At 62.2% G+C, this 22,061-nt stretch carries 19 protein-coding genes; 14 read left to right on the plus strand and 5 right to left on the minus strand.

The features are described 5' to 3' along the window. The first annotated feature begins 18 nt into the window (after window positions 1–18). The 8 genes from pepP (at window position 19) to gcvH (ending at window position 8,749) form a co-directional block, all read left to right on the plus strand. On the plus strand, window positions 19–1,353 hold the full coding sequence (gene pepP / locus PFU01S_RS00965) for a Xaa-Pro aminopeptidase (RefSeq protein ID WP_028686758.1): 1,335 nt from the start codon (window positions 19–21) through the stop codon (window positions 1,351–1,353). Further along, complete coding sequence (gene ubiH, locus PFU01S_RS00970; protein ID WP_028686757.1) at window positions 1,350–2,549, plus strand: 2-octaprenyl-6-methoxyphenyl hydroxylase; 1,200 nt, start codon at window positions 1,350–1,352, stop codon at window positions 2,547–2,549. Before pepP ends, ubiH begins: the two co-directional genes overlap by 4 nt. After that, on the plus strand, window positions 2,546–3,028 hold the full coding sequence (locus tag PFU01S_RS00975) for a DUF4442 domain-containing protein (protein ID WP_028686756.1): 483 nt from the start codon (window positions 2,546–2,548) through the stop codon (window positions 3,026–3,028). The genes ubiH and PFU01S_RS00975 overlap by 4 nt, the downstream gene beginning before the upstream one ends. Before the next feature lie 3 nt (window positions 3,029–3,031). Then, on the plus strand, window positions 3,032–4,255 hold the full coding sequence (locus PFU01S_RS00980) for a 2-octaprenyl-3-methyl-6-methoxy-1,4-benzoquinol hydroxylase (RefSeq protein ID WP_028686755.1): 1,224 nt from the start codon (window positions 3,032–3,034) through the stop codon (window positions 4,253–4,255). Between the two features lie 142 nt (window positions 4,256–4,397). Further along, on the plus strand, window positions 4,398–5,399 hold the full coding sequence (locus PFU01S_RS00985) for an extracellular solute-binding protein (RefSeq protein WP_028686754.1): 1,002 nt from the start codon (window positions 4,398–4,400) through the stop codon (window positions 5,397–5,399). A 74-nt stretch (window positions 5,400–5,473) separates the two neighbouring features. Next, entirely contained in the window at window positions 5,474–7,096 is a 1,623-nt protein-coding gene (locus PFU01S_RS00990) for an ABC transporter permease (RefSeq protein WP_028686753.1), read from the plus strand. A 135-nt stretch (window positions 7,097–7,231) separates the two neighbouring features. After that, on the plus strand, window positions 7,232–8,314 hold the full coding sequence (gene gcvT, locus PFU01S_RS00995; protein ID WP_028686752.1) for a glycine cleavage system aminomethyltransferase GcvT: 1,083 nt from the start codon (window positions 7,232–7,234) through the stop codon (window positions 8,312–8,314). 51 nt (window positions 8,315–8,365) lie between these two features. Continuing rightward, window positions 8,366–8,749, plus strand: a complete 384-nt coding sequence (gene gcvH / locus PFU01S_RS01000; RefSeq protein WP_028686751.1) for a glycine cleavage system protein GcvH — start codon at window positions 8,366–8,368, stop codon at window positions 8,747–8,749. 93 nt (window positions 8,750–8,842) lie between these two features. On the opposite strand, the gene PFU01S_RS01005 is transcribed toward gcvH, so the two are convergent. From PFU01S_RS01005 to PFU01S_RS01015, 3 genes are all read right to left on the minus strand, one after another. Further along, complete coding sequence (locus tag PFU01S_RS01005; protein WP_028686750.1) at window positions 8,843–9,157, minus strand: DUF2388 domain-containing protein; 315 nt, start codon at window positions 9,155–9,157, stop codon at window positions 8,843–8,845. A gap of 84 nt (window positions 9,158–9,241) precedes the next feature. Next, the gene (locus PFU01S_RS01010) at window positions 9,242–10,915 is read right to left on the minus strand and encodes a GspE/PulE family protein (protein ID WP_028686749.1); all 1,674 of its coding nucleotides are present in this window, start codon (window positions 10,913–10,915) and stop codon (window positions 9,242–9,244) included. Between the two features lie 132 nt (window positions 10,916–11,047). Continuing rightward, on the minus strand, window positions 11,048–11,359 hold the full coding sequence (locus PFU01S_RS01015) for an ACT-like domain-containing protein (RefSeq protein WP_027913433.1): 312 nt from the start codon (window positions 11,357–11,359) through the stop codon (window positions 11,048–11,050). Window positions 11,360–11,484: 125 nt separating this feature from the next. Between PFU01S_RS01015 and PFU01S_RS01020 the strand changes: the two genes are divergently transcribed. Then, window positions 11,485–11,955, plus strand: coding sequence for an Lrp/AsnC family transcriptional regulator (locus PFU01S_RS01020; RefSeq protein WP_027913434.1), 471 nt, complete (start codon window positions 11,485–11,487; stop codon window positions 11,953–11,955). Window positions 11,956–11,960: 5 nt separating this feature from the next. On the opposite strand, the gene PFU01S_RS01025 is transcribed toward PFU01S_RS01020, so the two are convergent. Then, window positions 11,961–13,328: a CYTH domain-containing protein gene (locus PFU01S_RS01025; RefSeq protein ID WP_027913435.1), complete on the minus strand. Its 1,368-nt coding sequence runs from the start codon at window positions 13,326–13,328 to the stop codon at window positions 11,961–11,963. A 114-nt stretch (window positions 13,329–13,442) separates the two neighbouring features. Here PFU01S_RS01025 and argE point away from each other — a divergent pair, with 114 nt between their 5' ends. Then, complete coding sequence (argE, locus tag PFU01S_RS01030; protein ID WP_028686748.1) at window positions 13,443–14,585, plus strand: acetylornithine deacetylase; 1,143 nt, start codon at window positions 13,443–13,445, stop codon at window positions 14,583–14,585. 123 nt (window positions 14,586–14,708) lie between these two features. After that, window positions 14,709–16,010, plus strand: coding sequence for an amino-acid N-acetyltransferase (gene argA / locus PFU01S_RS01035; RefSeq protein ID WP_027913437.1), 1,302 nt, complete (start codon window positions 14,709–14,711; stop codon window positions 16,008–16,010). A 59-nt stretch (window positions 16,011–16,069) separates the two neighbouring features. Here argA and PFU01S_RS01040 read toward each other — a convergent pair whose 3' ends face one another. Then, entirely contained in the window at window positions 16,070–17,446 is a 1,377-nt protein-coding gene (locus PFU01S_RS01040) for a glutamine synthetase family protein (protein ID WP_023532636.1), read from the minus strand. A gap of 573 nt (window positions 17,447–18,019) precedes the next feature. Between PFU01S_RS01040 and PFU01S_RS01045 the strand changes: the two genes are divergently transcribed. The 3 genes from PFU01S_RS01045 to PFU01S_RS01055 all read left to right on the plus strand — a co-directional run bounded on the left by PFU01S_RS01045 (window position 18,020) and on the right by PFU01S_RS01055 (window position 22,046). Next, entirely contained in the window at window positions 18,020–19,378 is a 1,359-nt protein-coding gene (locus PFU01S_RS01045; RefSeq protein ID WP_023532328.1) for a glutamine synthetase family protein, read from the plus strand. 48 nt (window positions 19,379–19,426) lie between these two features. Further along, window positions 19,427–20,788 (plus strand): aspartate aminotransferase family protein, encoded by a 1,362-nt coding sequence (locus tag PFU01S_RS01050; protein ID WP_027913438.1) that lies wholly within the window; start codon window positions 19,427–19,429, stop codon window positions 20,786–20,788. A 160-nt stretch (window positions 20,789–20,948) separates the two neighbouring features. Beyond that, window positions 20,949–22,046: a polyamine ABC transporter substrate-binding protein gene (locus tag PFU01S_RS01055; protein WP_027913439.1), complete on the plus strand. Its 1,098-nt coding sequence runs from the start codon at window positions 20,949–20,951 to the stop codon at window positions 22,044–22,046. Window positions 22,047–22,061 lie beyond the last annotated feature (15 nt).

The following is a 22,061-nucleotide window of genomic DNA, read 5'->3' on the forward strand; positions in this document are numbered from 1 at the left end:
CCACGGGGTAGCCTGCCCATGAGCCGCATTCCCAAGGCCGAATATGCCCGCCGGCGCAAGGCGCTGATGGCGCAGATGGTCCCCAACAGCATTGCCATCTTGCCTGCCGCCGCCGTTGCCATCCGCAACCGTGATGTCGAGCACGTGTACCGCCAGGACAGCGACTTTCAATACCTCAGTGGTTTTCCCGAGCCCGAGGCGGTGATTGCGTTGATACCTGGCCGCGAGCATGGCGAATACGTGATGTTCTGCCGCGAGCGCAACCCTGAGCGCGAGCTGTGGGACGGCTTGCGGGCCGGCCAGGAGGGGGCGGTGCGCGATTTTGGCGCTGACGATGCGTTTCCCATCGCCGACATCGACGAGATCCTGCCGGGGCTGATCGAAGGCCGCGAACGCGTCTACAGCGCCATGGGCAGCAATCCCGAATTCGATCGCAGGTTGATGGACTGGATCAACGTGATTCGCTCCAAGGCCCGCCTCGGTGCACAGCCCCCGAACGAATTCGTTGCCCTGGATCACCTGCTGCACGACATGCGCCTGTATAAATCGGCGGCGGAAGTGAAAGTGATGCGCACGGCCGCCGAGATTTCTGCCAAGGCCCATGTGCGGGCGATGCAGGCTTGCCGCCCGGGCCTTCATGAGTACAGCCTTGAAGCCGAACTCGATTACGCCTTCCGCCAGGGCGGGGCAAAGATGCCGGCGTATGGGTCGATCGTCGCCGCAGGGCGCAATGGTTGCATCCTGCATTACCAGCAGAACGACGCGCCGCTCAAGGAGGGCGACCTGGTCCTGATCGACGCGGGCTGCGAAATCGATTGCTATGCCAGTGACATCACCCGCACGTTTCCCGTCAGTGGGCGGTTTTCATCCGAGCAGAAGGCTATCTATGAGCTTGTTCTGAGCGCCCAGGCAGCGGCGTTTGCCGAAATCGCCCCGGGCAAGCACTGGAACCATGCCCATGAAGCCACCGTGCGGGTGATCACCGAAGGGCTGGTTGAACTGGGCCTGCTCAAGGGCGACGTGCAGTCGTTGATCGAGAGCGAGGCGTACCGGGCGTTCTACATGCACCGTGCCGGCCACTGGCTGGGCATGGATGTGCATGACGTGGGCGATTACAAGGTGGGCGGTGAGTGGCGGGTGCTCGAGCCAGGCATGGCCTTGACGGTCGAGCCCGGCATTTACATAGCAGCCGACAATGAAAGCGTGGCCAAGAAATGGCGCGGCATCGGCATTCGGATCGAGGATGATGTGGTGGTCACCAGGCAAGGCTGTGAAATCCTGACATCGGGCGTTCCCCGCACCGTCGCCGAGATCGAGGCGTTGATGCACGACGCGCGTCAGGCCAGCCTATGACCCAGGTGAATCTCGCTATCATCGGCGGCGGGCTGGTTGGGGCCAGCCTGGCGCTGACCCTGCAGGCAGGCGCCAAGGCGCGTGGTTGGAAAATCCTTCTCATCGAACCCTTTGCCCCCGGCGACAGCTTCCAGCCCAGCTACGATGCGCGGTCCTCGGCACTGTCGTTCGGGACCCGCCAGATCTACGATCGACTGGGCCTGTGGCCTGCCATCGAGCGGCGTGCTGAACCGATCGCACAGATTCACGTCTCGGACCGAGGACGCTTTGGTGCCACCCGCCTGGACGCGAGGGAGGAAGGTGTTCCGGCCCTGGGCTACGTGGTCGAGAATGCCTGGCTCGGGCAATGCCTCTGGCAGGGCCTGGACAGGGATGTGGTCAGCTGGCGCTGCCCGGCCGAAGTGACGTCGATGCAGGCTATAGAGGGCGGTTACCGCTTGCGCCTCAATGACGACACGCACATTGACTGCGACCTGGCGGTGCTGGCCGATGGTGGGCGCTCGGGGCTGCGTGAGCAACTGGGCATTCACGTCTGCCACACGCCTTATGAGCAGAGTGCATTGATCGCCAACATCACCCCCGGCGAGCCTCACCGCGGCCAGGCCTTCGAGCGCTTCACCGAAGCCGGTCCCATGGCCTTGCTGCCGTTACCGGAAAACCGCTGCGCGCTGGTCTGGACACGGCAGGGCATGGATGCGCAGCGCCTGGCCGACATGGATGAGCGCAATTTCCTGCGTGAATTGCAGGGCGTCTTCGGTTATCGCCTGGGGACCCTTCGCCAGGTAGGCGTGCGGCACCTGTACCCGCTGTCGCTGATCGAGGCGCAGGAGCAGATCCGCCCCCACCTGGTTGTGCTGGGCAACGCCGCACACAGCCTGCACCCCATCGCAGGCCAGGGGTTCAACCTGTCGCTGCGGGATGTGCAGTCCCTTGCCGAGGCGCTGCTTGCAGGGCCGCAGCGGCCAGGCGACCTTGCGACCTTGCGGGCTTACGGTAAGCGCCAGCGCCTGGATCAAACGCTCACCATCGGGTTTTCCGATCAGGTAACACGGTTGTTCGGCAGCGGCCAGCCTTTGCTCGCCGCGGGCCGTAACCTGGGTTTGCTGGGCCTGGACCTGCTTCCACCGGCCAAAAGCTGGTTCGCCCGCCAGGCCATGGGCCTGGGTACGCGTTCCGATGTACGGGGCAAGGCATGAGCAACCCGCGCAAACTGGCCCGGCGTGCGCGCGTTCTGCGCTGGATGCTGAACCTGTATCCGCCCTACTTGGGCGCCGGTATCCGTGTGCAGTACATCAGCCCTGACATGCGCAGCATCCGGGTGGCGATGAAACTCACCCGCTGGAACCGCAATTACGTGGGCACCCAGTTCGGTGGCAGCCTCTATGCCATGGTCGATCCGTTCTACATGCTCTTGCTCATCGAGCGGCTGGGGCGCGACTACATCGTCTGGGACAAGGCCGCCAGCATCGATTTCATCACCCCTGGCAAGGGCCCGGTGTATGCCGAGTTCCATGTCGATGACGCGCTGCTGGACGACATCCGCCAGCAGACCGCCACCGGCAAGAAATGCCTGCCCCGTTTGCAGGTCGATATCCGCGACGGCGCAGGTGAACTGGTGGCGCGGGTCGATAAAACCCTATACGTGCGGCTCAAGCCGCAAGCGAGGCTGGCGTAAGGCATGGAAACACGCGCAGATGTTCTGATCGTAGGTGCCGGTATGGTCGGCAGCGCGCTGGCGCTCGCCTTGCGCCATAGCGGTTTGCAGGTGCTGCTGCTCGATGGCGGTCCCCTGGCCGTCAGGCCGTTCGACGCCCAGGGGCCGTTCGAGCCGCGGGTCAGCGCGTTGTCGGCCGCCAGCCAGCGTATTCTCGACCGCCTGGGGGCTTGGGAAGGCATCGCACGGCGGCGCGCGACGCCCTATTCGGATATGCAGGTATGGGATGGCAGCGGCACCGGGCAGATCCACTTTTCCGCCGCCAGCGTGCATGCGCAGGTGCTGGGCCATATCGTCGAGAACAAAGTGGTCCAGGATGCCTTGCTCGAGCGCCTGCACGACAGCGACATCGGCCTGTTGCCCAATGCGCGCATGGAACAGCTGCGCCATTCCGGCGAAGACTGGCTGATGACGCTGCACGACGGCCGGCAGCTGCGTGCGCCGCTGGTCGTCGCAGCCGACGGTGCTCATTCCGCGGTTCGCCGCCTGGCAGGTTGTGAAACGCGCGAGTGGGACTACTTGCACCATGCCATCGTCACCAGCGTGCGTTGCGCTCAGGATCACCAGGCCACCGCCTGGCAGCGTTTCACCGACGATGGTCCGCTCGCCTTCCTGCCATTGACCCGCGACGGCAAACAGGACTGGTGCTCGATCGTGTGGTCAACCACGCCGGCCGAGGCCGAGCGGCTGATGGCGCTGGATGAGCCAGCCTTCCTCAAGGCGCTGGAGCGTGCATTCGAAGGCCGCCTCGGGACGGTGCTGCAGGCTGACCCGCGGCTGTGCGTACCGCTGCGCCAGCGACATGCAAAACGCTACGTGGAACCCGGCCTTGCGCTGATCGGTGATGCGGCCCACACCATTCATCCGCTGGCAGGGCAGGGGGTGAACCTGGGGTTCCTTGACGCGGCGGTACTGGCCGAAGTCCTGGTGGATGCCTGCAAGCGCGGAGAAAGGCTGGCCGATGTCAAGGTGCTGAGCCGCTATGAGCGTCGTCGCATGCCGCACAACCTGGCGCTGATGGCAGCCATGGAAGGGTTCGAGCGGTTGTTCCAGGCCGACAAGTTGCCGCTGCGTTGGCTGCGCAACAGTGGCTTGAAGCTGGTTGAGCAGCTGCCAGAGGCCAAGGCTGTGTTCGTGCGACAGGCACTGGGCTTGAGTGGCGATTTGCCGGATTTGGCCAAGGTGTAAAGGCTGCTCTTGGCGCGTTGGCGAGAGCGGATGCGTGGCGGGCCCTGGCACATTGCAACATCCAGTAACGTCAATGGGGGTGAGCCTTCAAATGGGATTCACTACCATCTGCGCCTCTCTATTCGATCGAGGAGCGCCTTCCATGTTGCCACGCAAGTCCCTACTGGCCGCCCTGGCCCTGAGCGTTGTCGGTGGTACCGTGCAGGCCGCTGACGAGGTCGTGGTCTACTCCTCGCGTATCGATGAGCTGATCAAGCCGGTGTTCGACGCCTACACGGCCGAGACCGGCGTCAAGGTCAAGTTCATCACCGACAAGGAAGCTCCCCTGATGCAGCGCATCAAGGCCGAGGGCGAGCACGGTGTGGCGGATCTTCTGCTCACCGTCGATGCAGGCAATCTGTGGCAGGCAGAGCAGATGGGCATCCTGCAGCCGATCCGATCCGACATCATCGAGCGCAACATCCCGCCTCAGTACCGTGCCTCGTCCCACGACTGGACCGGCCTGAGCCTGAGGGCGCGTACCATCATCTACTCCACCGAACGGGTCAAGCCGTCGGAGCTCAGCACCTATGAAGCCCTGGCAGACAAGCAGTGGGAAGGTCGGCTGTGCCTGCGCACGGCGAAGAAGGTGTACAACCAGTCCCTGACCGCCACCCTGATCGAAAGCCACGGCGAAGCGAAGGCCGAGCAGATCGTCAAGGGTTGGGTCAACAACCTCTCCACCGACGTATTCTCGGATGACAACGCAGTGATCCAGGCCGTCGAGGCGGGTCAGTGCGACGTGGGTGTTGTGAATACCTACTACTACGGCCGGCTGCACAAGCAGAATCCTAACCTGCCGGTGAAGATTTTCTGGCCCAACCAGCAAGACCGTGGCGTGCACGTGAACCTCTCCGGCATCGGCCTGACCAAGCACGCGCCTCATCCTGAGGCCGCAACGAAACTGGTGGAATGGATGACCGGTGAACAGGCGCAGAAGTTGTTCGCCGACCTCAATCAGGAGTTCCCGGCCAACCCTCAGGTCAAGCCTTCGGACGAAGTCGCCGCGTGGGGCGACTTCAAGGCCGACAGCATTGCGGTGGAAGTGGCCGGCAAGCGACAGGCCCAAGCCATCCGCCTGATGGACCGTGCCGGCTGGAACTGAGCGCCACATCCCGCTCGAGAGGCCTGCAAAGGCCTCTTCGTGGGTCGAGCTGCGGCCCGTCATAGAGATCTAAAGTGCCCTACACCCACCGTCGTCGTTGGTACCTCCCCGTCACCCTGATCGCTGGCCTCGTGCTGCTGCCCCTGAGCGTGCTGCTGTTGTCGTGGCAGTCGATCGACCTGCAGATCTGGTCCCACCTGCTCGACACGCAGATGGGGCGCTTGCTGGGTAACACCGCCACCTTGGTGGTGGGGGTCGGTCTGGGCGTCTCCTTGCTCGGTGTCAGCCTGGCCTGGCTCACCAGCCTGTGCGAGTTTCCGGGCCGCCGCTGGCTGGATTGGGCGCTGATGTTGCCGTTCGCCATTCCGGCGTACGTCCTGGCCTTCGTCTTCGTAGGTTTGCTGGACTTCGCCGGCCCAGTGCAGAGTGCCCTGCGTGAGGCTTTCGGGCCCATGCGCCTGCCACGGGTGCGCTCCACCGGCGGCGTGATCACCGTGCTGGTGCTGGTCTTCTATCCCTATGTTTACCTGCTGGCACGCACAGCGTTCCTTGCCCAGGGCAAAGGGTTGATGGAGGCCGCCCGGGTATTGGGGCTCTCCCCCTGGCAGGCATTCTGGCGTGTGGCCCTACCCATGGCGCGGCCTGCCATTGGGGCGGGTATCGCCTTGGCCCTGATGGAAACCCTCGCTGACTTCGGCGCCGTGGCGGTCTTCAATTTCGACACGTTCACGACCGCCATCTACAAGACCTGGTATGGCTTCTTCAGCCTGTCCAGCGCTGCGCAATTGGCCAGTTTGCTGCTGCTGGCCGTCATGCTGGTGCTGTACGGTGAGCGCCGTGCGCGGGGCGCCAACCACAGCGCCAGTGAACGCCCCAGAGGCCAGGCGCTGTACCGACTGCAGGGTGGCAAGGCGCTGATGGCCAGCGGCTGGTGCCTGTTGGTCTTCGCCTGCGCATTTGTCATCCCATTGCTGCAACTGCTGGTGTGGTTCTGGCAGCGCGGGCGCCATGATCTGGATGATCGCTACATCGGCCTGGTGCTCCACACCCTGTACCTGGGCGGCGTTGCAGCGCTGGTGACGGTCTGCGTGGCGCTGCTGCTGGCCTTCGCCCGTCGCCAGGCACCTACACCGGGTATCCGCATCGGCGTAGGGCTTGCCAACATGGGCTATGCCTTGCCCGGCTCGGTACTGGCGGTGTCGATCATGCTGGCCTTCAGTTACCTGGACAGTCAGGTCGTCGCGCCGCTGTCCAGCTGGTTGGGAGGCGCTGGCAGGCCATTGCTGCTGGGCAGCCTTGCGGCGTTGCTGCTGGCCTATGTCATTCGCTTCATCGCCGTGGCATACGGCCCGCTGGAGAGCAGCCTGGATCGGATTCGTCCCTCGCTGCCGCAGGCATCACGCAGCCTGGGTGTGGGCGGGGTAGGGCTGTTCATCAAGGTGTACTTGCCGCTGCTGTTGCCAGGCGCACTGAGCGCGTCGTTGCTGGTGTTCGTCGATGTGCTGAAGGAAATGCCGGCAACCCTGCTGATGCGCCCATTTGGTTGGGATACGCTGGCGGTACGGGTGTTCGAGATGACCAGCGAGGGTGAATGGGCGCGGGCGTCGCTGCCAGCATTGACGCTGGTGGTGGTAGGGCTGCTGCCGGTCATTGGCCTGATCCGCCGCTCGGCGCGCAGGCCCGGCCATTCCTGCTAAGGGTGCCAGCGTGCGCCCTTGCCGCTACAATGCGCGGCACTCGCGCAGCAGGCAATCAAAACAACGCTGTTCACACAGCTGAAGGCCATGAGCCCTCCACTGCTGCCGCTTCGCCACGCCCGGAAGGAGAAACCCATGGGACAGCGCACGCTTTTGTACGACCTGCATCTGGCGCTTGGCGCCAAGACGGTCGATTTCGGTGGCTGGGACATGCCGCTGCATTATGGCTCGCAGGTCGATGAGCACCACCAGGTGCGCAGTGACTGTGGGGTCTTCGACGTTTCCCACATGACCGTCATTGATATTAAGGGCGATGCGGCCACGGCCTGGTTGCAGCGGTTGCTGGCTAACGATGTCGCCCGGCTCGATCAGGTTGGCAAGGCACTTTACAGCCCCATGTTGCATGAGCAGGGCGGGGTGATCGACGACTTGATCGCCTACCGCACGGCGACGGGTTACCGCCTGGTCACCAACGCAGCTACCCGAGCCCGGGTGCTCGCGTGGCTGGACCAGCAGCGTGACGGGCTTGCCGTCGACGTTCAGGTTCGTCCGGACCTCGCCATTCTTGCCGTTCAGGGCCCGAACGCGCGCGAGAAGGTAGCTGCTTTGGTCAGTGCCTCGCGGGCCGCGCTGATACGCACGCTACGCCCGTTCGAAGGCGTGATGGACGGGGAGTGGTTCATCGCGCGCACCGGCTACACCGGCGAAGATGGCTTGGAGATGATCTTTCCGGGTGACCAGGCCGTGACCTTTTTCAACGACCTGGTCGGCGCCGGTATTGCACCCAGCGGCTTGGGGGCTCGCGACACGTTACGGCTCGAAGCCGGCATGCACCTTTACGGGCAGGACATCGACGAGCAGCACACGCCGTTGTCGTGCAACCTGGGCTGGAGCATCGCCTGGGAGCCGGCGAGCCGAAACTTCATCGGGCGCGCGGCATTGTTGGCGGAAATCGAGCGGGGCGTACAGGAAAAGCTCGTGGGTTTGGTACTGGAAGAGCGCGGTGTACTGCGTGCCCACCAGGTGGTCCGTGTGGCGGGGATTGGCGAAGGGGAGATCACCAGTGGTAGTTTCTCACCTACGCTGAGCAAGTCCATTGCCCTGGCACGCGTCCCCATGGCCACGGGCGACCGGGCCGAAGTGGAAATTCGTGGCAAATGGTACCCGGTGCGCGTGGTCAGGCCGACTTTCGTGCGCCATGGCAAGATTCTGATCTGATCCATCATCAAACGGCGGGCGTACCGCTGAGCCAATCGAGGAATTCAAGACATGAGCAATATCCCCGCCGAACTTCGTTTTGCCGAAAGCCATGAATGGGCCCGCCTGGAAACCGACGGTACCGTCACGGTAGGCATCAGTGACCATGCCCAGCAAGCGCTGGGTGACGTGGTGTTCGTCGAGCTGGCCGAGGTGGGCAAGGTGTTCACCGCAGGCGACGCGGCCGGTGTCGTGGAGTCGGTCAAGGCCGCTTCCGACATCTATGCCCCGGTCAGTGGCGAAGTGATCGCCGTCAACGAGGCATTGGCTGACAGCCCTGAGCAACTGAACGAGCAGCCCTACGACGCATGGATCTTCAAGCTCAAGCCGAGCAGCCAGGCTGATCTGGATAAACTGCTGGATGCGGCTGGCTACAAGGCCGTGATCGGCGAGTAAGCCGTCCGGCCATCACTGGCATGAGCACTCGCAGCCAGGGGGTGAAGACCTCCCGGCGCGAGCTTGCCAGCGATGGGGCCGGCGCTGTATCGATCAGTCGACTACTGCATGCTCGGCCAGAATGGCATTGGCCAGTTCCATGTCGGACGCGTGAAGGCCTGGATGTTCCGCACGCACCTGCTTGATTGCCGACTCCAGGAATGGCCCACGGATAGCGCCTTCACTGGCTACGAAGCTGCCGGCATCATCCTGCGCCGCCATCACCAACTTGTGGTCGCGCGAGGTCAGGTAGGTCGAGCCGGTGGTTGCCCCGGAAGAGATCACATTACGCCAGAAGGAATCGGCCATGGCCGAACCCACGGGCAGCGCGAGCAGGGCTGCGGCAGCGATGGCAGTGTTGAGACGCATGATGAGACACCTCGAAGGTGAGCGTTGAAGATGTGCGGTTGGATGCTCGCGGGCCTGCCAAGTTCCGGGGCTTGCCGCTTCTGATCAGCTGCATGTACGCAGGACTTCTTCTGCCAGGGTTCGCCCACACGCAACCTTGGCTTCGCCGCAGCGGAGCAGGTCCACAAGACCATCTGCCTGGGCTTGGCGTCGCAATTGCGCAAGGTCTGTATCAGGGCCGATCAGAGCCCGCAGGTTGTCGCTAGGCTCGAGTAATTCGAACAAACCTGTACGCCCGTGAAAGCCCGTGCCGCGGCACGTTCTGCAGCTGGCTGCCTCGCGCCCCTGGCACTGGCTGCACACCGTACGCACGAGCCGCTGAGCCATCACCGCGATCAACGTCGCTTTGATCAGGTAGTCAGCCACACCCAGTTCTTGCAGGCGGATAATTGCGGCACAGGCGTCGTTGGTGTGCAGGGTAGACAGCACCAGGTGCCCGGTAAGGGCGGCCTGCACGGCCACCCGTGCGGTATCGGGGTCTCGTATTTCGCCAATCATGATGATGTCCGGGTCCTGGCGCAGCATGGCGCGCACGCCGTTGGCAAAGCCCAGGTCCAGTGGCGGCTGCACCTGAAACTGGTTGAACGCGGGTTCGAGCCGTTCGATGGGGTCCTCGATGGTGCACAGGTTCACCTGCGGGGTGGCCAACAGCTTGAGACTGGCGTACAGCGTGCTGGTCTTGCCTGAGCCTGTGGGCCCTGTGACCAGGATGATGCCCTGGCGCCGTTGCAGCAGGCCTTGCCAATGGCTCAATTGCTGCCCCTGAAGGCCGAGCCGATCAAAGCTCTCGTGCAACTGCTGCGGGTCGAACAGGCGCAAAACCAGCTTCTCACCAAAGGCAGTGGGCAGGGTCGACAACCGGAGCTCCACCTCGTTACCGTTTGGCAGGCGGCTTTGCAGTCGGCCATCCTGAGGCCTGCGTTTTTCCGCGACGTCCATGCGCCCAAGGTGCTTCAGGCGGCTGATCAGGGCCACCATGACTGCGCCGGGGAACACGTAGACGGTGTGCAACAGGCCATCGATGCGATAGCGCAAGTGCCCTTGGTCGCGGCGTGGCTCCAGATGGATGTCGCTGGCGCGCTGGTCGATCGCGTAGTGCAGCAGCCAGTCGACGATATGCACGATGTGCGCGTCATCCGCACTGGCCTGCAGGTGGCGTTTGCCCAGCTCCAGCCACTGCTCAAGCTCGCTAAAGCGGTTCGATTGCTGATGATGCGCGCCCTTCACCGACTGGGCCAGGCGCTGGAAGGGTTCACCGGCCTGACGCAGTTGCACAGGGCTTGCGAGCACCCGCCGTACGGTTCGTCCAAGGCTCAGGGCAAGATCGGCCTGCCAGCAGCACTGATAGGGCTGTGCGCTGGCCACGGTGACGCTCGCGGCGTCAGCCGCCACGATGAGAATGCCGTGGTTTTGCGCAAAGGCCGGCGACACCAGCTCAGCCACCTGCTGCAGGTCGATTTGCAGCGGATCGATACGCAGATAGGGCAGACCCGCCTTGGCAGCCAGCCATTGGCAAAGCCGATCCAGGTCCAGTATCTGCCCCGGGTGGAGGCGGTCGACAAGGTTGCAGGCGGCCACCTGCTCCAGCGGATGATCAGCGGGGTGATCGACGGCCTGCTCAAGGACACGCACGCTATCGCTGGCATGCAGGCGCTGATCGATAAGCAGGGCTTCGAGCACCCGGTGCAGGTCGAGTGCCAGGGTATCTGGGTTATGCATGAGGCGTCCGTGCCTGATCAAGAAGACCTGATCAAGGCTAGCTCAGCCTTCGCTCAAGCCGGATCGGAAGGGTTTCAGGGTTTTGCCTGAGGGTGACGCTTGCTCCGCGCCTCAATGCGTTGGCAGGCGCCGTTAGGCGTGCACTACTGACAGCTCCACACGGTGTTGCGGGGCCATGTGCACATCGGCCACACACACCATGTTGCGCAGTTTCTGAGCAATCACCTCGGCGCGATGCCAGCTCAATCCGCCAATGCCGATGTCGATGGTCAACCAGTCATCCTGTTGAGTGACCTGCATGCTGTGCGGTGTGAGCATTTGCAAGGCGAACTGATTGAGTATCCGGCACAAGCTGTCGGGCTCGGCTTCGGCCTGCAAGCGATACAGCACGGTGGTGTGGGCATTGTTGTTGGCCCATACATCGGCACGCGGCAGTGAGTTCATGCGTTATCCTCGTTGAATGCAGAAATTTTTGCATGCCTAGGCCGGAATTTTTTCGCTAAGATTCGACCTAATGAGTCTTTTTTTGCATAGCTATTATCGATGCGGGTCGATCTGGAGAATTGTTCATGCACAGCGCATTGGATGCTTACGACCGTCGTATCCTTGAGTTGCTACAAGAAGACGCTTCGCTGTCCAGCGCCCAGATCGCCGAACGCATTGGCTTGTCCCAATCGCCGTGCTGGCGACGGATTCAACGGCTCAAAGAGGAGGGGGTGATTCGCGGGCAGGTCACCTTGCTGGACCGCAAGAAGATCGGGCTGAACACCCAAATATTCGCCGAAGTAAAATTGAATGCCCACGGCCGTTCGAACTTCACCGAGTTCACGGAGGCGATTCGCGGGTTTTCGGAAGTACTGGAGTGCTACGTGTTGATGGGCTCGGTGGACTTCCTGCTGCGTATCGTCACCCCGGACATCGAGGCGTACGAGCGGTTCTTCTTCGAAAAGCTCTCGAACGTGCCCGGCATTCAGGAGGTGAACTCGATCGTGGCCCTCTCAGAGATCAAGTCCACCACCAGCCTGCCGCTATCGGGCTGAGGGCATCACGCTTTGAGCAGATGTTTCCAACCACGGCTCTGATCGACGGCACGTGCCTGCTCGATGCGGGCTTCGAGTACCTCATCGCTGATCGGTTGCTCAGCCAGTTCGTGCAACTTCTTCATGTCGCCGTACAGGCGGTCCATTTGTGGTGCGTCCAGCACATGGCGGGCATGGTGCAGCCAGGCCATCAATTGCTCGATGCGCGGCAGTTGCTCTGCCAGGTCCTCGGGGCGCTGGGTGTACAGCGACAACTTCAGGGCGCGGCCTTCCTCGGCAATCAGGTGTGCAAGCCAGCTTGCCAGAAGCGCCTTGCCCTGGCGCTCGCCACGGCCCTTGCGTTCGGCAGTCCAGGCACGCGACAACAGCCAACGTGAGGTTTCCAGGGAGAACTGGCCCCAGCGAGGATCATCCAGCTCTTCTGCGAACTGCTCGGGCGCGGCGCGGCGGATGTCTTCGTCATCGTTGCCGGCTTGCACCAGTGGACGCCAGTCTTCGAGCAGGGCATCCAGGCGCGCGCGCAGGTCACGGGTAGCCGCGCGGGGGGCGGCCTGGCCCAGGCTGGCGGTGATTGCGCGCAGCTCGATGATATTCTGCACCCAGTCCTGCAGCGACCGCCAGTGGCCGCTGTGGCGGTATTGCTCGGCCAGGCGCTGGCTGTTGCCCAGCAGTTGCCAGGCCAACGCAGCATAGGCGTCGTCCAAGGCCATGTCCGCTTCGAGGTCGGCGACGCTCAGATCCAGCTCGAAACGCTCTGGCTCCAGCAGACGATAGCCGCGCTCGGCCTTGCTGATATCGCAGGGCATCAGCGCAACGCTTGTGGTCAGCTCGGCAGCCAGTTCCAGCAGCGCCGCCGGCTCACCTTCACGCAGCTCCAGTTCCAACTCGCATATCGCTTCCTTGCGCTTGCCGGCAATTACGAAGCCTTGGTCCAGCGCAGCCTCGATCACCACCTTGGCCTTGCCACGGCCCCAAGCGATTTCGGCATATTCGCGGGTGAAATCGGTGGTGAACAACGGTTTGATGGTCTTCTTGTCCAGGTCGGCCAGTTGCGCCGGCCAGCAGCTGTCATCCAGCTTCTTGAGGTCCAGCTTGACCTTGTCCAGTTGCCATTCGTGCTCGTTGCGCTCGGACAGGCCAGCCACACTGGTTCCGCGGCACTTGAGGGTCTGGATGACGGTATCGCCGTCACGGCGCAGGCGCAGGGCAACGCGTGCCTCGGCCAGCGCGCGCTCAGGCGTGTCGAAATACTGGTTCAGCAGTTCGCGGGTCTGCCAGCCAGACTTGTTGCGCTTTTTCAGCAGCGGGTGCTCGCGCAAGGCGGCGAGGGTCTCGGGGCTGGCGCGCAGCTTGAGTTCGGTTTCTTTGGGCATCACAGGCTCGAAAGGGGGCGTGGTCGATGCAGAGTCTACAGCAGTAGGCCGTCAACGGTTTATTCCAGACGGCGGATGGTCCTATGATGGGCAATGCTTCCGAGGAGTAAACGCATGCCGTTGCCGACGCTGAAAGACCAATTTGCCGCCTTGATCGCCGCGCCTTCGGTCAGTTGCACCCAGGCCTCGCTTGACCAGTCCAACCGTCAGGTCATCGACCTGTTGGCTACTTGGCTGGGCGATCTGGGCTTCACCTGCGACATTCAGCAGGTGACCCCCGGCAAGTTCAACCTGCTGGCCAGCCGCGGCAGCGGCCCGGGCGGCCTGGTGCTGGCCGGCCACAGCGACACCGTGCCCTATGACGAGCAGCTCTGGAGCAGCGACCCTTTGAAGCTGACCGAAGTCGAGGGTCGCTGGGTGGGGCTTGGTAGTTGCGACATGAAGGGCTTTTTCGCATTGGTGATCGAAGCCGTCATTCCGTTGCTGCAGCACGACTTCAAGCAGCCGCTGCTGATTCTGGCCACCTGCGACGAGGAAAGCTCGATGTCTGGCGCCCGTGCCCTGGCCGATGCTGGCCAGCCCCTGGGTCGCGCGGCGATCATCGGCGAGCCGACCGGGCTGCGGCCGATCCGCATGCACAAGGGCATTCTCATGGATCGTATCGACATCCTGGGGCGCAGTGGTCATTCCTCGGACCCAAGCCTGGGCCGTAGCGCCATGGACGCCATGCATGCGGTCATGGGCGAACTGATGGGCCTGCGCCAGCAATGGCAGAAGGCCTATAACAACCCGCAGTTCACGGTGCCGGCACCCACCATGAACTTCGGTTGCATTCACGGTGGCGACAACCCCAACCGGATCTGCGGTCAGTGCGCCCTGGAGTTCGACCTGCGCCCATTGCCGGGCATGGACGTGGAGCAGTTGCGCGCTGCCATCCGTGCAAAACTGGTTCCGGTGGCCGAGCGCCATGACGTGCGTATCGACTACGCGCCGCTGTTCCCCGAAGTGCCGCCGTTCGAACAGGCGGCCGACAGTGAACTCGTCCAGGTGGCAGAACGGCTCACCGGCCACCGTGCCGAAGCGGTGGCATTCGGCACCGAAGCACCTTATCTTCAGCAGCTTGGCTGCCAGACCATCGTGCTCGGCCCTGGTGACATCGCCTGCGCACACCAGCCTGGCGAATACCTGGACATGTCACGTATCGAGCCGACCGTGCGTCTATTGCGTGACTTGATCGGGCACTATTGTCTGCATTAAACGTCCACCCCATTTATTCGTTTCTGCCTAGAGGAGACCGCGCGTGACCGCAAGCCTGTTCCGACGATGATCCTGAACGCCCCTGTAACGCCGTTCTCCGTCCACTTATCCACAGGCCCTGTCATGCACGATTACGTCAACTGGCTACGCCACGCTTCTCCTTACATCAACGCCCACCGCGACTGCACCTTCGTGGTGATGCTTCCCGGCGATGGGGTCGAACACCCTAACTTCGGCAACATCGTCCACGACCTGGTGCTGCTGCACAGCCTTGGGGTACGCCTGGTCCTGGTGCACGGCTCTCGTCCGCAGATCGAGAGCCGCCTGGCTGAACGTGGCCTGGCAGCGCATTACCACCACGGCCTGCGTATCACCGATGCCGCTACCCTGGATTGCGTCATCGACGCGGTCGGCGCGTTGCGCCTGGCCATCGAAGCGCGGTTGTCGATGGACATCGCCGCCTCGCCCATGCAGGGCTCGCGCCTGCGGGTGGCCTCCGGCAACCTGGTCACCGCGCGGCCGATCGGCGTGCTCGAAGGCGTGGATTTTCATCACACCGGCGAAGTGCGTCGGGTAGACCGCAAGGGCATCAGCCGCCTGCTCGACGAACGCTCCATCGTGTTGCTCTCGCCGCTGGGCTATTCGCCAACCGGCGAGATCTTCAACCTCGCCTGCGAAGACGTGGCCACCCGTGCGGCCATCGAACTGGGTGCAGAGAAGTTGGTGTTGTTCGGTGCAGCACCTGGTCTGTTGGATGAGCATGGCCGCCTGGTGCGCGAACTGCGCCCCCAACAGGTTGCGCCGCACTTGCAGCGCCTGGGCAGTGATTACCAGGCCGAGCTGCTCGATGCCGCTGCCGAGGCGTGCAAAGGCGGCGTGGCACGCAGTCACATCGTCAGCTATGCCGAGGACGGCGCGCTGCTGACCGAACTGTTCACCCGGGGCGGTGGCGGTACGCTGGTGTCCCAGGAGCAGTTCGAGATCGTGCGAGAGGCCACCATCGAAGACGTCGGCGGCCTGCTCGACCTGATCAGCCCGCTGGAAGAACAGGGCATCCTGGTGCGCCGTTCACGGGAAGTGCTGGAGCGGGAAATCGAGCAGTTCAGTGTGGTGGAGCGCGAAGGCATGATCATCGCGTGCGCAGCGCTGTATCCGATTGCAGAGTCCGATGCTGGCGAGCTGGCATGCCTGGCGGTGAATCCGGAATACCGCCATGGCGGGCGCGGGGACGAGCTGCTGGCGCGTATCGAAAGCCGGGCACGGGAGATGGGGTTGAGCACCCTGTTCGTGCTCACTACACGCACGGCGCACTGGTTCCGCGAACGCGGCTTCTCGCCCAGTGGTGTCGAGCGGCTGCCGGCGGCACGGGCTTCGCTGTACAACTTCCAGCGCAATTCGAAAATCTTCGAAAAGCCGTTGGGGTGAGGCGTTCTGCGCCTGTGCGCCTGAAATGAAAACGCCGCCTTCAAGGGCGGCGTTCTGGTTTACACGGTGTGCAGATACCAGTTGTACTCGAGGTCGGATATCGAATGTTCGAACTCCTCCAGCTCGCTTTCCTTGCACGCGACGAAGATGTCGATGTACTTCGGATCGATGTACTTGTTCAGGATTTCGCTGTCATCCAACTCGCGCAGCGCATCACGCAGGTTGTTCGGCAGGCTCTGTTCCAGCTGCTCGTACGAGTTGCCTTCGATAGGCTCGCCCGGCTCGACCTTGTTGGTCAGGCCATGGTGAACGCCTGCCAACACGGCCGCCATCATCAGGTACGGGTTGGCGTCAGCACCCGCCACGCGGTGCTCCAGGCGCACGGCATCCGGGGATCCGGTCGGTACGCGCAACGCCACGGTGCGGTTGTCCAGGCCCCAGCTTGGCGCATTGGGCACATAGAACTGCGCGCCAAAGCGGCGATAGGAGTTGACGTTCGGGCACAGGAACGCCATGGACGCGGGCAGGGTCTCGAGCACACCGCCGACAGCATGACGTAGCGCGGCGTTCTGCTCGGGATCCTCGCTGGTGAAGATGTTGTTGCCATCTTTGTCCAGCACGGAAATGTGTACATGCAGACCATTGCCTGCCTGCCCTGGGTAGGGCTTGGCCATGAAGGTGGTGTCCATTTCATGGTCGTAGGCGATGTTCTTGATCAGGCGCTTGAGCAGCACGGCGTAGTCGCACGCCTTGAGCGGGTCCGGCACATGGTGCAGGTTGACTTCGAACTGAGCCGGGGCGCTTTCCTTGACGATGGCGTCGGCAGGGATGCCCTGTTCCTTGGCCCCTTCGAGGATGTCCTGCAGGCAGTCGGCATACTCGTCCAGGTCATCGATCAGGTAGACCTGGGTCGATTGCGGACGCTTGCCGGAAATGGGCGAGCGCGGCGGCTGTGGGCGGCCGTTCACGTTCTCCTGGTCAATCAGGTAGAACTCCAGCTCGAAGGCGGCGCAGATGGTCAGGCCCATGTCGTCGAACTTGCTCACCACCTGGCGCAGTACTTCACGCGGGTCGGCGAAGAAAGGTTCGCCCTCGAGCTCGTGCATGGTCATCAGCAACTGGGCAGTCGGGCGCTTTTGCCACGGCTCGTTGGAGAGGGTGTCGGGGATCGGATAGCAGATGCGGTCTGCATCGCCGATGTCCAGGCCCAGCCCGGTGCTTTCGACGGTGGAGCCATTGATATCCAGTGCAAACAGGGAGGCCGGCAGGTTGATGCCTTTCTCGTAAACCTTGTGGAGGCTGGTGCGCTCTATGCGCTTGCCACGCACCACACCATTCATATCTGCAATCAGAAGGTCAACGTAGAGAACCTCAGGATGTTCCTTAAGGAACGCGTTCGCTTCGTTAAGCTGAACGGCACGCGGGGGTACCGACATGATGCAACACCTTTGTTGTTAAAAATATCAATCAAGGGGGGCTTGCAGGACCAGTCAATCGAAAAGCCATACTGATGTCAAGCCAACCCCATGATGCCCTGAAATGGCACGTCTACGGCAGATTTGCTGCATATCGGGGCACGGCATTATCCGCTATTTCTCTGGAAAAGCGCTATCGCGAGCACTGCGTCGTTTATTTTTTACGCAGGTGTTGTGTAAAAAAATGAACGGCGCTAAGCTCCGATTCAACCCAAAACAGAATAATACGAGGGTCTCATGGTCCGCCTGCCGCGACCTGGAAGCGCTGCCAATGCAGTGCAATCAGGCTGTTCAGTCACGTTAGCCTGGCCTGCCAATCCCATGGCGGCAGTGCTCGCAATAATTGACGTCTGGCATGCTCGGCCCCGCCTTCATGGCACCTCATCTCCACGCTTCGCTTCTTTCTGCCATTACGAATCGCTTAGGACACACGTCATTTCAGTGTATCCACCGTCCGCCTGCGCGGGGGTTTTGCTTTAGCCATCCACTGCATCCAGAATCAAGTCGCGGACCACCTTACCTCCTGAGGTATTTATGAGTAACAACCTCGACCAGCTCACCGATTGGTTGAAAGAGCACAAGATCACCGAAGTCGAATGCCTGATCAGCGACTTGACCGGCATCACGCGCGGCAAGATTTCGCCTACCAACAAGTTCATCGCCGAGAAAGGCATGCGCCTGCCCGAGAGCGTGTTGCTGCAGACCGTGACCGGCGACTATGTCGACGACGACATCTATTACGAGCTGCTGGACCCTGCAGACATCGACATGATCTGCCGGCCCGATGAGAATGCCGTGTTCCTGGTGCCATGGGCCATCGAGCCGACCGCGCAGGTCATCCACGATACCTATGACAAAAAGGGCAACCCCGTAGAGCTGTCGCCGCGCAACGTGCTCAAGAAGGTGCTCAAGCTTTACGCCGACAAGGGCTGGCAGCCCATCGTCGCGCCCGAGATGGAGTTCTACCTGACCAAACGCAGCGAAGACCCTGACTTCCCGCTGCAACCGCCAGTGGGCCGTTCGGGCCGGCCTGAAACCGGGCGCCAGTCCTTCTCCATCGAAGCTGCGAACGAATTCGACCCGCTGTTCGAGGATGTCTATGACTGGTGCGAATTGCAGCAGTTGGACCTCGACACGCTGATCCACGAAGACGGCACGGCGCAGATGGAAATCAACTTCCGTCACGGCGATGCCCTGCACCTGGCCGACCAGATCCTGGTGTTCAAGCGCACCATGCGTGAGGCGGCGCTCAAGCACAACGTGGCAGCCACCTTCATGGCCAAGCCCATGACCGGCGAGCCTGGCAGTGCGATGCACCTGCACCAGAGCGTGGTCGATGTGACCACCGGGAAGAACATCTTCAGCAATGAAGACGGCAGCATGAGCACGCTGTTCCTGAACCACATCGGCGGTTTGCAGAAATTCATTCCCGAAGCGTTGCCGCTGTTTGCGCCCAACGTGAACTCGTTCCGCCGCTTCCTGCCGGATACCTCGGCGCCAGTGAACGTCGAGTGGGGCGAGGAAAACCGTACGGTAGGCCTGCGCGTCCCGGACGCTGGCCCGCAAAGCCGCCGGGTGGAAAACCGCCTGCCGGGTGCGGATGCCAATCCGTATCTGGCCATCGCCGCGAGCCTGCTGTGTGGTTACATCGGCATGGTCGAAGGTATCGAGGCCAGCGCACCGGTCCAGGGCCGGGGTTACGAGCGTCGCAACCTGCGCCTGCCGCTGACCATCGAAGACGCCCTGGAACGCATGGAAATCAGCCGCGCCCTGGAGCAATACCTGGGCAAGAAATTCATCGCCGGTTACGTGGCCACCAAGCGTGCCGAGCACGAGAACTTCAAGCGCGTCATCAGTTCCTGGGAGCGTGAATTCCTGCTGTTCGCAGTTTGATCAACCTCGGCCCCGCAGACGCGCGGCCGTCCGTCAACGGAGAACCACATGAGCCTGAACAACCCGCAAACCCGTGAATGGCAAGCCCTCAGTGGCGAGCATCACCTCGCGCCTTTCAGCGACTACAAGCAGCTGAAGGACAAGGGGCCGCGCATCATCACCAAGGCGCAAGGCGTGCATTTGTGGGACAGCGAGGGGCACAAGATTCTCGACGGCATGGCTGGCCTGTGGTGCGTGGCCGTGGGGTATGGGCGGGAGGAGCTGGTTCAGGCGGCAGAGCGGCAGATGCGTGAGCTGCCCTACTACAACCTGTTCTTCCAGACCGCCCATCCTCCGGCGCTGGAGTTGGCCAAGGCGATCACCCAAGTGGCGCCCGAGGGCATGAGCCATGTGTTCTTCACCAGTTCAGGCTCCGAGGGCAACGACACCGTGCTGCGCATGGTTCGCCATTACTGGGCACTCAAGGGCAAGCCGAGCAAGCAGACCCTGATCGGTCGGGTCAACGGCTATCACGGCTCCACCGTGGCCGGTGCCAGCCTGGGCGGCATGAGTGGCATGCACGAGCAAGGCGGCTTGCCCATCCCGGGCGTGGTGCATATCCCTCAGCCGTACTGGTATGGCGAGGGCGGTGACATGACACCGGAGGCGTTCGGGGTCTGGGCTGCGGAGCAACTGGAAAAGAAAATTCTCGAAGTCGGCGAGGACAACGTCGCCGCGTTCATCGCCGAGCCTATCCAGGGCGCCGGTGGCGTGATCATCCCGCCAGACACCTACTGGCCGAAGATCAAGGAAATCCTGGCCCGGTACGACATCCTCTTTGTGGCTGACGAAGTCATTTGCGGTTTCGGGCGAACAGGGCAGTGGTTCGGCTCGGATTTCTATGACCTCAAGCCCGACCTGATGACCATCGCCAAGGGCCTTACCTCCGGTTACATCCCCATGGGCGGTGTGATCGTGCGTGACAAGGTTGCCAAGGTGCTTAGCGAAGGCGGGGATTTCAATCACGGCTTCACCTATTCCGGGCATCCGGTGGCTGCCGCGGTAGGCCTGGAAAACCTGCGCATCCTGCGCGACGAACAGATCGTCGAGAAAGCGCGCACCGAAGCGGCACCGTATTTGCAAAAGCGTTTGCGTGAGTTGCAGGACCACCCGCTGGTGGGCGAGGTGCGCGGTGTTGGCCTGCTCGGCGCGATCGAGCTGGTGAAGGACAAGGCGACACGCAGCCGTTTCGAGGGCAAAGGTGCTGGCATGATCTGCCGTAATTTCTGCTTCGACAATGGCCTGATCATGCGGGCCGTCGGCGACACGATGATCATCGCGCCACCTCTGGTCATCAGCCCGGCGCAGATCGACGAGCTGGTGGAAAAGGCACGCAAATGCCTGGACCTGACACTCGAGGCGATTCGCTGACAGCTAGCGATGTGACATTAAGTCGTTACAAGGGCCAGGTTTCCTTGAAACCGGGCCTTGTAACTTGCCAGACTAGCGGCTGCTTCAGTCGCCCACACGCGTGTACTGCGGGACCCGGCTTCTGAACGGATGGCTAATCGAACACTCTGGAGCATGACGCATGAAGAATATGGGCAAGACGTTGTTGGCCGCTGCGCTGATGGGCGCAGTGGTCGGGGCTGTACAGGCTGAAGACAAGGTACTGAACGTCTACAACTGGTCGGACTACATTGCTCCGGACACCATCGCCAAGTTCGAGAAAGAGTCGGGCATCAAGGTCAAGTACGACGTGTTCGACAGCAACGAAACCCTGGAGGCCAAGTTGCTGGCCGGTAAGTCGGGCTATGACATCGTGGTGCCTTCCAACAACTTCCTGGCCAAGCAGATCAAGGCGGGCGTCTACCAGGAACTCGATCGCACCCAGCTGCCCAACTGGAAGAACCTCGACGAGGATCTGCTCAAGGCCGTGGGCGATGCCAGCGACCCGGAAAACAAGCATGCCTTCCCCTACATGTGGGGCTCGATCGGCATCGGCTACAACCCCGAGAAGGTCAAGGCAGCGCTGGGCGTGGACAAGATCGATTCCTGGGACGTGGTCTTCAAGCCAGAGAACATCGCCAAGCTCAAGAGCTGTGGCGTGAGCTTCCTTGATGCCCCAACCGAAATGCTGCCAGCGGCCCTGCATTACCTGGGCCTGCCGACCAACAGCACCAAGAAGGAAGACCTCAAGGCTGCCGAAGACCTGTTCCTCAAGATCCGTCCGTCGATCACCTATTTCCACTCCTCCAAGTACATTGGCGACCTGGCCAACGGCAACATCTGCCTGGCTGTCGGCTACTCGGGTGACCTGGAGCAGTCCAAGACCCGCGCCCACGAAGCGGGGGACAAGGTCAAGCTGGACTACGTGATCCCGAAAGAAGGCGCCGGCACCTTCTATGACATGGTTGCCATGCCCAAGGATGCCGAGCACAAGGAAGCGGCCTACAAGTTCATGGACTTCCTGATGCAGCCGCAAGTCATGGCCGAAATCACCAATGCCGTGCGCTTCCCCAACGGCAACAAGGCCGCGACCGCCTTTGTGGACAAGGACATCACCAGCGACCCAAGCATCTATCCGTCCGCTGAAGTGAAAAAGAATCTGTACGCCATTGCCGCCCCTGAAGCAGCAGTGCAACGGGTAATTACCCGCAGCTGGACCAAGATCAAATCGGGCAAATAAGCCTGATGTAGCATT

The sequence above is a fragment of the Pseudomonas fulva NBRC 16637 = DSM 17717 genome, from assembly GCF_000730565.1.
Classification (GTDB): Bacteria; Pseudomonadota; Gammaproteobacteria; order Pseudomonadales; family Pseudomonadaceae; genus Aquipseudomonas; species Aquipseudomonas fulva.